General features: G+C 71.3%; 12 protein-coding genes. 4 read left to right on the plus strand and 8 right to left on the minus strand.

What is annotated here, in order from left to right; genetic code table 11:
• Positions 1–107: 107 nt before the first annotated feature.
• Positions 108–1,025: a hypothetical protein gene (locus tag IFU19_RS12850; RefSeq protein WP_192014256.1), complete on the plus strand. Its 918-nt coding sequence runs from the start codon at positions 108–110 to the stop codon at positions 1,023–1,025.
• Here the strand turns inward: IFU19_RS12850 and IFU19_RS12855 are convergent.
• A complete protein-coding gene (locus IFU19_RS12855; protein WP_192014258.1) occupies positions 1,015–3,603 on the minus strand; it encodes a DUF3516 domain-containing protein in 2,589 nt (862 codons plus the stop codon). The two genes, IFU19_RS12850 and IFU19_RS12855, sit on opposite strands and share 11 nt — an antisense overlap.
• A 26-nt stretch (positions 3,604–3,629) precedes the next feature.
• Entirely contained in the window at positions 3,630–4,397 is a 768-nt protein-coding gene (locus IFU19_RS12860; protein WP_192014261.1) for a hypothetical protein, read from the minus strand.
• Between the two features lie 89 nt (positions 4,398–4,486).
• On the opposite strand from IFU19_RS12860, the gene IFU19_RS12865 reads away from it, so the two are divergent.
• Positions 4,487–5,527, plus strand: coding sequence for an LLM class flavin-dependent oxidoreductase (locus tag IFU19_RS12865; protein ID WP_192014263.1), 1,041 nt, complete (start codon positions 4,487–4,489; stop codon positions 5,525–5,527).
• Positions 5,528–5,609: 82 nt separating this feature from the next.
• On the opposite strand, the gene IFU19_RS12870 is transcribed toward IFU19_RS12865, so the two are convergent.
• Positions 5,610–5,969: a hypothetical protein gene (locus IFU19_RS12870; protein WP_055838711.1), complete on the minus strand. Its 360-nt coding sequence runs from the start codon at positions 5,967–5,969 to the stop codon at positions 5,610–5,612.
• Positions 5,970–6,333: 364 nt separating this feature from the next.
• Here IFU19_RS12870 and IFU19_RS12875 point away from each other — a divergent pair, with 364 nt between their 5' ends.
• Complete coding sequence (locus IFU19_RS12875; protein ID WP_192014265.1) at positions 6,334–7,743, plus strand: hypothetical protein; 1,410 nt, start codon at positions 6,334–6,336, stop codon at positions 7,741–7,743.
• 121 nt (positions 7,744–7,864) lie between these two features.
• On the opposite strand, the gene IFU19_RS12880 is transcribed toward IFU19_RS12875, so the two are convergent.
• Positions 7,865–8,431 carry a ribonuclease H family protein gene (locus IFU19_RS12880; RefSeq protein ID WP_192014267.1) on the minus strand — a complete coding sequence of 189 codons (567 nt, stop codon included), beginning with the start codon at positions 8,429–8,431 and terminating at the stop codon, positions 7,865–7,867.
• 194 nt (positions 8,432–8,625) lie between these two features.
• Between IFU19_RS12880 and IFU19_RS12885 the strand changes: the two genes are divergently transcribed.
• Positions 8,626–9,156 (plus strand): hypothetical protein, encoded by a 531-nt coding sequence (locus IFU19_RS12885; RefSeq protein ID WP_192014269.1) that lies wholly within the window; start codon positions 8,626–8,628, stop codon positions 9,154–9,156.
• 14 nt (positions 9,157–9,170) lie between these two features.
• Here the strand turns inward: IFU19_RS12885 and gnd are convergent, their stop codons facing one another.
• From gnd to IFU19_RS12905, 4 genes are all read right to left on the minus strand, one after another.
• Complete coding sequence (gene gnd, locus IFU19_RS12890; RefSeq protein ID WP_192014271.1) at positions 9,171–10,232, minus strand: phosphogluconate dehydrogenase (NAD(+)-dependent, decarboxylating); 1,062 nt, start codon at positions 10,230–10,232, stop codon at positions 9,171–9,173.
• A gap of 84 nt (positions 10,233–10,316) precedes the next feature.
• Positions 10,317–10,817 carry a bifunctional nuclease family protein gene (locus IFU19_RS12895; protein WP_055939407.1) on the minus strand — a complete coding sequence of 167 codons (501 nt, stop codon included), beginning with the start codon at positions 10,815–10,817 and terminating at the stop codon, positions 10,317–10,319.
• 37 nt (positions 10,818–10,854) lie between these two features.
• A complete protein-coding gene (locus IFU19_RS12900; RefSeq protein WP_191915973.1) occupies positions 10,855–11,475 on the minus strand; it encodes a response regulator in 621 nt (206 codons plus the stop codon).
• Positions 11,472–12,635, minus strand: coding sequence for a sensor histidine kinase (locus IFU19_RS12905; RefSeq protein ID WP_192014273.1), 1,164 nt, complete (start codon positions 12,633–12,635; stop codon positions 11,472–11,474). The genes IFU19_RS12900 and IFU19_RS12905 overlap by 4 nt, the downstream gene beginning before the upstream one ends.
• Between the last annotated feature and the right edge of the window lie 2 nt (positions 12,636–12,637).

Here is a 12,637-nt window from a genome sequence, read left to right on the forward strand (position 1 = left end):
GAATCCGTGGGAGCTGCAACGACTCGATGACGCGCACGACAGCGGTCCCCGCCCCCTCTCCGATAGCGTCGGAGCGTCCGGCGGATCGCCGGGGGACGGGGACCCTGATGACGACCGATCCGACACTCGACGTTCCCCCGCGACGGAGGGTCGCGTGGTTCCTGCTCTTCGGGGCGCTCGGCGCGGTCGTGGGGCTGCTCCCCTGGCTGACGAGCGGACCGTTCCTGCCGCTGCAGAACCTGGAGGACGCCGACGATGTGTCGCGGCAGGGGCCGTTCGTGCTGCTGCCGTACAGCCAGTACGAGATCACGACGATCATCGTGCTGCTCGTGGTCGGCGGAGCCGCCGCCGGCATCATCGCTCGCGCGCAACGCTCGCGTCCGGGGGTTCTGCGCGGACTCGCGACGGTGGGTGGGCTCGCGCTCGTCCAGCTCGTCGCGATCGTTCAGACCGCGCTCGCGACGTGGAACGTGCTCCAGGAGCGATTCGAATCGATCGTGTACCTGGTGCTGCTCACCGCGGTGGCCGTGCTCGCGTTCGTGGTCTCGCTGCTCGTTGCGTCGTTGGTGTCGACGGCTCCCCGCGCCGGTACGGGGGTCGCCCTCTCGATCGGCGCACTGGCGACGGATATCTGGGTCGGAGCGTGGATGACGTTGCCCTTCGGCTCCGAGTCGCCCTTCTCGGCCATCCTGCCCCTGACCTTCTTCCTCGGTCCGGTGCTCGTGGGGGCGACCATCGCGTGGACGGGCGTCGACACGGTGGGGCGGGTGGTGGCCGGGGTGGTCGGGCTGCTGCTCGTCTGGGTCGTCCCACCGCTCACGACGGCTCTCGCCTCCGCTGCGGGCACCCGGGTGCTCGCCTCCGACCTCCCCGAAATGGCCGATTACGGCGTGAACGTCTTCGTCTCGGCCCTCACCCAACCCGAACTGGGCCTGCGCGTGATCGGGGTGACGATCGCCGTCGCGGTCGTCGGCCTCGTCCTGCGCCGGATGATGGCGCGTCGGCGCAACGCCGCTACAGCCTGAGAACCTCGGTGACCCGCACGATCGCCGTGCCCTCTTCCTCCGAGGCCGCGAGGTCGACCTCGGCGCGGATGCGCCAGTCGTGGTCGCCCGCGGGGTCGTCGATCGTCTGCTCGACGCGCCACACGCCGTCGGCGGCCGCCGACTCGTCGATCTCGACGAGCGCTGAGGAGCGCGCCGCTCCCCCGGTGCCGATCGTGTCGTGCTCGTCGAAGTAGCGGTCGAGCACGGTGGGCCAGTCGATGTCGGGGTCGAGCTCGACGAGCTCGTCGTCGCGTTGCAGGGCGGCGAGCTGCACGCGACGGAACATCTCGTTGCGCACCAGCACGACGAACGCCCGCCGATTGGTGAGGATCGACGGCGGCGCCGGCGGCACGACCGGGGCATCGGGGTCGTCGGCGGGGTTGATGAGCTGCTCCCACTCGTCGACGAGGCTCGAGTCGACCTGACGGACGAGCTCGCCGAGCCAGGCGATCAGATCGAGCAGGTCGGGCGTCTGCGCGTCGACCGGCACGGTCTGACGGATCGCGCGATAGGCGTCGCTGAGGTAGCGCAGCACCAGCCCCTCGCTGCGGGCCAGCTGGTACAGCGAGACGTACTCGCCGAACGAGCATGCCCGCTCGAACATGTCGCGCACGACCGACTTCGGCGACAGCTCGAAGTCGCGGATCCAGGGCTGGCTGGATGCGAACACCTCGTACGCCTGCGCGAGCAGCTCGTCGAGCGGCTTGGGCCAGGTGATCTCCTCGAGCAGCTCCATGCGCTCGTCGTACTCGATGCCCTCGCGCTTCATCGCGGCCACCGCTTCGCCGCGCGCGCGGAACTGCTGCTGCGACAGGATCGGACGCGGGTCGTCGAGGGTCGCCTCGATGACGCTGACGACGTCGAGCGCGTAGTGGCCGGTGCCCACGCTGTCGCTGGCGGCCGTGGCATCCGGTCCCCGTCCGAGCTCGACCTCGGGGTCGAGCATCTCGATCGCGGCGAGCGCGAAGGGCGACAGAGGCTGGTTGAGCGCGAAGTTCGCCTGCAGCTCGACCGTGAGCCGGATGCGCGAGTCGCCGGAAATCGTCGCTTCGGAGCCGTCTGAAGCGACGAAATCCGGCGACTCGCGCGGGATGACCTCGGCCACACCCGCCTGCACCAGCGTGCGGAAGATCGCCAGGGCCCGGCGGGCGAGCTCGTACTGGCGGGCGCGGGGCTCGTGGTTGTCGAACACCAGCGAGCGCACGTTGGCGAACACGTCGCCGCCGCGCGCGATGACGTTGATGAGCATCGCGGCGCTGAGCTTCATCTGCGGCTGCAGCGGCTCGGGCTCGGCGACCACCAGGCGGTCGTAGCTCTGCTCGGTCCAGTTCACGAAGCCCTGCGGCGCCTTCTTGCGCACGATCTTCTTCTGCTTCTTCAGGTCGTCGCCGGCCTTGAGGATCTGCGCGGCGTTCTCGATCTCGTGGTCGGGCGCCATGATCACGACCGTGCCCGCGGTGTCGTACCCGGCGCGGCCCGCGCGGCCCGAGATCTGGTGGAACTCCCGCGCGGTCAGCTGGCGCATGCGCTGACCGTCGTACTTGGTGAGCGCCGTCATCATCACGGTGCGGATCGGCACGTTGATGCCGACGCCGAGGGTGTCGGTGCCGCAGATGACGCGCAGCAGCCCCCGCTGCGCGAGCGTCTCGACCAGGCGGCGGTAACGCGGCAGCATGCCGGCGTGGTGCACGCCGATGCCGGCGCGGACGTAGCGCGACAGGGTCTTGCCGAAGCCGGTCGTGAAGCGGAACCCGCCGATCGCCTCGGCGATCTCGTCGCGCTGTTCGCGCCCGATGATGCGGATCGACGACAGCGCCTGCGCCCGCTCCATCGCCGCCGCCTGCGAGAAGTGCACGATGTAGATGGGCGCCTGCTTCGTGTCGAGCAGCTCCTGCACCGTCTCGTGCACGGGCGTGCGCGCGTACTCGAAGTGCAGCGGCACAGGACGCTCGACGCCGGTCACCCGGGCGGTGGGCCGGCCGGTACGTCGCGAGAGGTCTTCGGCGATCTCGGTGACGTCGCCGAGGGTGGCCGACATGAGGATGAACTGCGCCCGCGGAAGCAGCAGCAGCGGCACCTGCCAGGCCCAGCCTCGATCGGCCTCGCCGTAGTAGTGGAACTCGTCCATCACGACCTGGTCGACGTTTGCGTCGGCGCCCTGGCGAAGCGCCAGGTTCGCGAGGATCTCGGCCGTGCAGCAGATGATCGGCGCATCGGCATTGACCGACGAGTCGCCCGTGACCATGCCGACGTTCTCGGCCCCGAAGATGTCGACCAGCGCGAAGAACTTCTCGCTCACGAGCGCCTTGATCGGCGCCGTGTAATAGGTGCGGCCGCCCCGGGCGAGGGATGCCGCGTGGGCGGCGACCGCGACCAGGGATTTGCCCGTGCCGGTCGGGGTCGACAGGATCACGTTCGCACCCGACACGATCTCCATGACCGCTTCGTCTTGCGCGGGGTACAGCGTCAGGCCGCGCGCGACCGCCCAGTCGACGAAGCCCAGGTAGACGGCATCCGGGTCGGCACCGACGGGCACGAGTTCGAGGAGGGGGGTCACTCCCCCACCCTCTCATCCGTGGGGCGTCAGCCCGCGTCGGAGAAGACTCCGACGTCGTCGCCGTCGAGCACGAACTGCACCGCCGTGCCCACCGGATAACGGGCGCGGAACTGCTCGGGGAACGTGGAGTTCACGATGAACTCCGCCGTCGCAGGGAAGAGCCCCGCCGCACAGCCCCCGAACCGCACGCCCGCGTTCGAGCGGAGAGCGCCGCCGGAGTCTGCCACATCGGCGGTGTCGGAGATGAGCAGACAGTCGGCCCGATTGCCCTCGGAGTCGATCTGCGTCGGCCCCGCGAACGCCGTCAGCCCGTAGTAGTCCTCGAAGCCCCGCGACTGCTCGGGATCGAACCCGAGGTAGCCGACCGCCGCGGGATCGAGGTCGGGGGCGGGCGTCAGCGCGTCGGTCTGCGCGATGCCCGGCGTGCGCTCGACGGTCGTGAACGACATGCCGACGGCGGTGAGCGCGCTGGCCGCCACCACGACGGCCGCGACGCCGACGGCGGCCACCCATACACGCCTCCGCGTGCGCAGGAGCGGGGGCCGCGGTGTCTGGTCGATGTCGGCCGAGTCGAGGTCGTCGAGCCCTGCGGATGCCGCGACACCCGTCCGTTCCGCCTCGGCACCGCCCTCGACGACGGCGTCGGACGGAAGCGTCGTGTGCTGTCGCGTCCGGTCGAGCTCCTCGAGTTCGCGCAGACGCGCGACGGCCACGGGATCGTCGGCGATGTCGGCCCCCGGGCCGTACGCCCGCGCCCGCAGACGTCGCAGTTCGTCCTGCACCTCGTCGTCCATGCCTGAATGCTTCCACACCCGCAGCGCACCGAGGCCGCCCCTTGATACATGCGAGGGAATAGATCAGGCGCCGGTGCGTTCTCTCAGGCATGCGTTCTTTCGGCACCCTCTCCTTCGGCCATTACGGTCCCCTCGGCGGCGGGCACCACCTGACCGCCGGTGACTCGATGCTCCAGGCGATCGACCTCGCCCAGGGCCTGGACGACCTCGGCGTCAACGGCATCTCGTTCCGCGTGCACCATTTCGCCCGTCAGCAAGCGGCCCCCATGCCGCTGCTCGCCGCGATCGCCGCCCGCACCTCGCGGATCGAGGTGGGTACCGGCGTCATCGACATGCGCTACGAGAACCCGCTCATGCTCGCCGAGGAGGCGGCATCCGTCGACCTGATCAGCGCGAACCGGCTCGCGCTGGGTGTGAGCCGCGGCTCACCCGAGACGGTCGTGCGCGGCTACGAGGCCTTCGGCTACACGGGGTCGGACGACCCGCGTGGCGGTGACCTCGCCCGCGAGCACTTCGACCTGTTCCTGCGCGCGATCGACGGCGAGGGTCTCGCCGAGCGCGACCCGCACAGCCCCTTCGGTGGCGGCACGGGTCTGCAGCGCATCGAGCCGCACTCCCCCGGGCTGCGCAAGCGCATCTGGTGGGGTGCCGGCACGACGGCGACGGCCGAGTGGGCCGGGCGCATCGGCGTGAACCTGATGTCGTCCACCCTGCTCACCGAGGCCGACGGCACGCCCTTCGACATCCTGCAGGCTCAGCAGCTCGACGCGTTCCGCGCCGCCTGGCGCGAGGCCGGCCACGTCGGTGAGCCCCGCACCTCGGTCAGCCGCAGCATCTTCCCGATCGTCACCGCCGAAGACGAGATGTACTTCGGCGGCTCGGCGGGCTCCGATCAGATCGGCGTCATCGACGGCATGCGCTCGACCTTCGGCAAGACCTACGCCGCGCCTCCCGAGAAGCTCATCGAGCAGCTGCAGAACGACGCCGCCGTGATGAGCGCCGACACGCTCATGCTGACGATCCCGTCGCAGATGGGCGTCGAGTTCAACCTGCGCCTGGTCGAGAACTTCGCTCGTCACGTCGCTCCGGCCCTGGGCTGGCAGCCGACCACGGCCGCAGCCCGCGTCTGACCTCAGCGACGCCGAAGGGCCCGGATGCCACGATCACGGCATCCGGGCCCTTCGACGTTTCTGCGCGTGCGGGACGGGACGATCAGCGCGCGGTCACGCCGCGGGAGCGCGCGATGGTCTGCGACACGAGGTACTCGCCCCAGGCGACGGCGTAGGCGCCGAGCGCCGCCCACATCCACGCCGACGGCAGCGCACCGGTGAGCGCGAGCAGGCCCGCCGCGGTCAGGGCGACGACGACGATGAGCACGGGCACGACGGCTCGCGATCCCACGAGGGCGCCGTCGGTGCGCCAGATCACCAGCAGCGCCCCGGCGGTGGCGATGAGCAGGATCACCGGTGTCCACCACGATCCGAGCGATCCCATCGAGATCGACGCCCCGATGCCGGCGATGGCCAGCGACGCGGTGCGGAGGGAACGGACGGTCGTGGTGCGGGAAGACATCAGAGCTCTTTCTCCCGCACCGTTGTCGGCGCGGGTCGCCCCAGCGTATCCACCGGGCCGGTGCGGGCCGAACTCCTGAGAATCGCGACGGCGGCGCAGCGCGCGGCGCGTCGATTCGCGGCGGAGTCGGCCTCGGCCTCCGGTTTCTCAGGAGTTCGGCCCGCCGCGGCGGGGGTGGGTGCGTCGTCGGCGCGGAGTCCTCCCCGCAGAATGCACGTGAGTCGGCCCGGAACTCGTCGAGGGGAGGGGGTCGCGACCGCGCGGCCCCGTACCCTGGAAGCCGGGGAGTCGCGCGAGCCGAACCGCGCGCACGCACCACCCCTTCATCGGTCGACGACGCCATCGCATCGAGAGGGGAGCCCGCGTGGAGCTGACACGACGCAGCGTGCTCTTCGGGGCGCTCGGCATCATCGGCCTCGGCGCCGGGTCGGTCGCCGCGGCAAAGATGATGACGCACGGGGCACCCGATGCCCCGACGCCCTCCGCCTCGGGCGCCACGCACTCCCCGAGCCCGACGGCGAACGCGACGACCCCGTCGACGAAGGATCTCGACCTGCACGTCTGGGATACGGTGCGACGCTCGCTGTCGCCCGCCGACGACGCGACGATCGCGGTGACCCGCGGCGTTCTGCCGGCCGGTCTCGCCATCGCGGGATCGACCCTGGCGGGCAGGCTCACCGACACCGGACCGTACGCCTTCGAGGTCGAGGTGCGCCACGGCGACAACCGCCGCCGACAGGCCTTCGCGGGCGCGGTCGGCGAGATCAAGCGCGATCTGAGCATCTCGCTCAGCCTCGATGCGACGACGCCGCTCAAGGTCACCGCGCGCGAACTCGACCGCATCGCCGCGCTCGGCGCCAACGCGACGCTCGTCATCCTCTGCTACATCCCCGACCCCGACTCGACGACCTTCACCCGCGTCTCCGACGAACGCATCGACGCCGTCTTCGCGCTGGCGAAGGACCGCGGTGTGCGCATCACCCTCGTCAAGCCGCACATCGCCACGGTGAAGGACGGCGACAGCTTCTACCGAGCGAAGTACACCCCGGCCTCGGTCGACGCCTTCTTCGACAGCTGGGCCGATCAGCTGTCGCACTTCGCGCAGCTGTGCACCGACAACGACGTCGAGTACCTGTCGGTGGCGTGCGAACAGCCGGCGCAGACCACCGCCGAAGAGTACGAGCGGTGGGTGCCGATGCTGGCGAAGGTGCGCGCCGATCACCCCGCCATCAAGCTCACCGCGGCGTTCACGACCCTCGAGCTGTTCCTTCTGTACACCTACTGGCTGCCTCAGAAGACCCCGCACATGGCGCAGCTGCTCGACGTGTTCGGCATCAACTCGTGGATCCGGCTGACCGACAAGGTGTACACCCCCGACGCCCCCAACATCACCGTCGACGAGCTCGTCGCCGGGTGGCGGGGTGCCGGAGGCCGGACCGACGACCACCTCGGCAAGCTCGAAGCCGTCTGCGACCAGCTGCGCATGCCCTTCCTCATCACCGAGGTCGGGGCGCAGCCCAGGGTCGACGGGCTCGCGCAGCAAGAGGGCAGCACCCCTCCCACGGGGGCGGCGAACCACGACGTCCAGGCGCTGCTGTACACCTCGGTGCTGCGGGCACCGCTGCGATCACGGTGGTGCACGGGCGCCTCGATCTGGCACATGCGCGCGCCCTTCGCCTTCGGCGACCTGTCCGGCGACACCCTCTTCGCGGGCGAGAAGGTGCTCAAGACCCAGATCGCCAAGGATCCGTCGCTGGCCGCGAAGTCGTACTGACGGCAGCCCGCCCGGGCACGCCCGTGCCCTGACCCGCGCCCCGGCGCCGCGCCCGGCGGGAGAACGCCGAAGACCCCTCGCGGCCGGAACGGTCAGGTGGCCGGATCTGAAGAGTGCGGCGTCAGCGCCCGTTGCGATCCGCCGCCGAGCGGGGCGGCGCCGATGAGACTTCGAGGCGGTCGAGGCCGCGCAACGACGTCCAGACGAGTTCCTCGCCCTTCGCGGCGTGCTGCGACGCGCGCACCGCACGCTCGTCGGCCCAGGAGTTGAGCACGTGCCCGCTGTGACCGCGGACGTGCTCGAGGACCACGTCGGGCATGCCCGCCTCGCGTCGGGCGTCACGCGCGACGATGAGGGCCTCGAGGATCGAGCGGTTGGCCACCGGCTTCTTCGCGCTCGTGACCCAGCCGCGTCGCCGGTGGCCGTCCATCCACGACGAGTACGTGTCGATCGCGTACTTCGAATCGGCCTGCACGACGAGCTCCGGCACGTCGGTGTGGTCGGTGATCGCGTGCAGCAGGCCCAGCAGCTCGCCGATGTTGTTGGTCCCCTCGGGGATGGATCCGGCCGCCCAATGGCCGTCTTCGCCGACCCACGCCCAGCCGGCCGGGCCGGGATTGCCCTTGCACGCGCCGTCGGTGGCGACGACGTAACGGTCGGAGGACGAGGACGACGCGGAACTGCTCATCCCTCTAGTCTCCCCCGCGCCGGCGACGCGTCTGTCCCCCGCACGGCGAACGGATGAACCGGCAGGTGAACCCGCGGGCGATACCGCGCGCGATGGCGCATCCGTCGCGAGGGTCGATCGTGCCCGCGTGGCAACCTACACCGGTCGTTCCTCCCCCGCTCGGCGCTGCGGCGTCCCTCGAGAAAGTCCGCTCCATGTCGACGCCCACGAAGTCCTCCGCCCGCCTTCACCCCGCTGCCGTCACCGCATTGGCCGTCGGAGGAGTCCTCGTCGTCGGCGCACTCGCCTTTCTGGCGTGGTTCCTGTCGGCGCAGCAGTCCGATCCGAACGCCGAGGCCACGGGGCGCCTCGTGCAGTGGCAGGAGGTCTTCGAGAAGTACCGCGCCGAGAACGGCTCCCTCCCCGACATGCCGGTCGGCGGCTACTGCCTCGGCACGGGGTTCCCCGTCGGCGCCGACGACACGGCCAACTGCCGCGACTACGACGCGGCGTCGCACTACACCGAGACCGCGAGCGTGCCGCTCATGGACGCCCTCGCGACGACCGGGACGCTCCCCTCGGGGATCTCCACCCCGGTCCGCGGAACCGTGGGTCCGTACGCGCTGTACGAAGAGCGCGCGGTGCAGTTGCTCACCGCCGAGAGCGGGCCGTGCGTCGCCCCCGCCGTCGAGGTCTGGACCGACGGCGAGGGCCTGCACATCTGTCAGATCACGCTGACCCGCTGACCCGGCGGAGCGGGTCAGTTCGTTCCGCTCTCGGCCTTCTTCTGGCCCGCCTCGAGCACGTCGCCGGCGGGGAGCTCCTGGTGCCCGCCGAACTGCAGACGCATCGCCGAGAGCACCTGGTTGGCGAAGTGGTCCTCGCCCCGCGAGGCGAAACGCTCGAACAGCGACGCGGCGAGCACCGGCACGGGAACGCCGGTGTCGACGGCCGCCTTGACCGTCCAGCGACCCTCACCCGAATCCGAGACGCGACCGGCCAGGCCGTCGAGCGTGGGGTTCTGCGTGAGAGCGGCCGAGGTGAGGTCGAGCAACCACGACGAGATGACCGAGCCTCGACGCCACAGCTCGGTGACGCGGGCGGTGTCGATGTCGAACTGGTAGAACTCGGGCTCCTCCAGCGGCGCCACCTCGGCGGAGTGCTCCCCCTGGTGCAACCCGGCGTCGGCGTTGTTCAGCACGTTCAGGCCCTCGGCGAGCGCGGCCATGATGCCGTACTCGATGCCGTTGTGGACCATCTTCACGAAGTGCCCGGCGCCCGAGGGCCCGCAGTGGAGGTAGCCGCGCTCCTCGGTCGAGAAATCGCCGGTGCGGCCGGGCGTGCGCTCGACCTCGCCCGGTCCCGGGACGATGGTGCGCAGCACCGGCTCGAGGTGCGCGACGGCCTCGTCGTGGCCGCCCACCATGAGGCAATAGCCGCGCTCGAGCCCGAAGACGCCGCCGCTGGTGCCGACGTCGACGTAGTGGATGCCGGAGTCGTTCAGCTTGGCGGCGCGACGCACGTCGTCGCGGTAGTTCGAGTTGCCGCCGTCGATGATGATGTCGCCGGGTTCGAAGACCTCGGCGACCTGGTCGACGACCGAGCCGGTGAGGCCGGCGGGGATCATCAGCCAGACGGCACGGGGCTTGGTCAGCTTCGAGGCGAGGTCGGCGATGCTGGTGGCGCCGGTCGCCCCCTCGGCCACGAGGGCGGCCACGGCATCCTGATTCACGTCGAACACGACGCAGTCGTGACCGTCTTTCATGAGCCTGCGGACGATGTTGGCGCCCATTCGTCCGAGCCCGACCATGGCGAGTTGCATTGGTTCCCCGTTCCTCGTGGATCACGGCCGCGCGGGCGGCCCCTCCGCGAGTCTAGGAGCGCCCGGCGCCGCTCGGTCGATGTGTCAGCCCTGGAAATCGTCGGGGTCGACGTCGTCGAGGAATCGGCGGAACTCCTCGACCCGGTCGTCCTCGGCGGACGGCTCGATCTCGACCGCGTCGTCGGGCACGCCGGCCTCGGCGAGCACGTCGGCGGCCACCCAGATCGACCCGCCGGAACGGGCGGCGAGCGCGATGGCATCGGACGGGCGGGCGTCGAAGGTGCGCGGTCCCGCGGGCGTCGCCAGCAGCACACGGGCATGGAACGTGCCCGCGTCGAGGTGCGTGACCTCGACGCGTTCGACCGAGGCCGACAGCTCCCCGAGCATGGCCGTGGTCAGGTCGTGCGCGAGGGGGCGGGGACTGCCGGTGCCCTCGATCGCGACGAGGATCGACATCGCCTCCTGCGCGCCGATCCACACCGGCAGCACCAGGTCGCCGTCGGTGGCGGTGTCGACCGGCTTCAACAGGATGACGTGCTGCTGGGCCGGGTCGAGGGCCACACCGACCACGCGCACCCGGATCATGTCGCCCATCGTACGTGCCGCGACGCGGCGAACCCGGTCAGCGCACGATGCCGAGGGCTCGCGCGCTCGAGACCGCGGCGGTGCGCGACGAGACGCCCAGCTTCGAGAACACGTGCGCGAGATGGGACTTCACCGTGGCGTCGGTGATGTGCAGGTGCGCGGCCACGTCGGCGTTGGAGGCCCCGCGCGCGACGAGCCGGAGCACCTCGATCTCACGCACCGACAGCGTCACGCGGGGTTCGCGCAGCCGCGCCAGCAGGCGCCCGGCGATCGCGGGGGCCACGGCGCTCTGGCCGGCGGCCGCGGCGCGCACTCCGGCGAGCAGTTCGTGGGGAGGGGCGTCTTTGAGCAGGTAGCCGCTGGCCCCCGCTTCGACGGCGCCGAGGATGTCGCCGTCGGTGTCGTAGTTGGTCAGCACGAGCACGTACGGGGGTGCGGCGAGCGCGCGGATCCGCCGTGTCGCGTCGGCACCGGCCGCGCGGTCACCGAACTGCAGGTCCATCAGCACGAGTTCGGGAGCGAGCGTGTCGGCCAGGGCGACCGACTCGTCGGCGGTGGCGGCCTCGCCCACCACGTCGATGTCGGTCTCGGCATCGAGCAGCGCCCGCACGCCCGCCCGCACCACGGGGTGGTCGTCGGCGATGAGCACGCGGATCACGGCGTCGCCCCCGGCAGCGTCACGGTGATCGTCGTTCCCGAGCCCGCGATGCTGTCGACGGCGAGTCGCCCGTCGAGCTGGTCGACCCGCTCGCCCATGGCGCGCAGGCCGAAGGAGTCGGTTGTGGATGCCGCGTCTTCGGCGCCGCGCGGATCGAACCCGTCCCCGTCGTCGGTGATCGTCAGACGCGCGGTCCCCCGGTCGGCGCTGAGCCGGATGCCGACGCGGTGGGCACGGGCGTGCTGGGCGACGTTGGCGAGAGCGCCCTGGGCGATGCGCAGGAGCGCCGTCTGCGCATCCATCGGCAGGGACACCGCGGCATCCACATCGACGTCGACGGGGATCTTCTCGCGGGCGCCCCAGCCGGCGGCGAGACGCTCGAGGGCGGAGCCGAGTCCCCGATCGAGGCTGGGTGGCGCGAGCTCGCGGATGAAACGCCGCGTCTCGGCCAGGCCGTCGGCCGCGGTCTGGCGCGCGAGGCGCACGTGCGCGATGCCCGGCCCCTCGGCATCGGCTCGCTCGGCGGCGTGCAGCAGCATCTGGATGCTCGAGAGCCCCTGGGCGACCGTGTCGTGCAGTTCGCGCGCCAGGCGGGCGCGCTCGGCGAGAGTGCCCTGCTCGCGCTCGGCGGCGGCCAGCCGGTCGCGGGTCGCCAGCAGCTCGGCCATGAGGGCCTCGCGTTCGGCCGCGCGCCGCTCGAGTGCCGAGTAGCCGAGGCCGATCAGCAGAGCGACTCCGGCTCCGACGACGGGTCCGACCACGCCGCCGACGGTGAGGCCGCCGTGCACGGCGAAGGCCGCGATCGTCAGCGCCGTGGTGCCGATGACGGAGAGGGGCCCCGCGACGCCCGGCAGAAGGTGCAGGTAGAGGAAGAACAGCGGGAAGACGAGGTACGCCGCCTCGGGGACGAGCCAGACCAGCGCCGCCCAGACGACGGTGAGGGCCGCCAACCATACGACTGCGGCGCGGGAGCGCGCACCCCGTGCGAGCCAGAGCCCCGAGAGGTACACCGCGCCGAGCAGCCCGGCCAGGACCAGGGCGAGCACCGGCCCGTTCGTCAGCAGCACGCGCACGACGACCAGCGCCAGCAGGCCGCCGAAGAGGGCGTGGAGTCCGGCGCGCAGGCCCGCGAAGACGGGAGCGAGGGTGCGGTGGGGCATGT

This window comes from Microbacterium sp. CFBP 8794, assembly GCF_014841235.1.
Classification (GTDB): domain Bacteria; phylum Actinomycetota; class Actinomycetes; order Actinomycetales; family Microbacteriaceae; genus Microbacterium.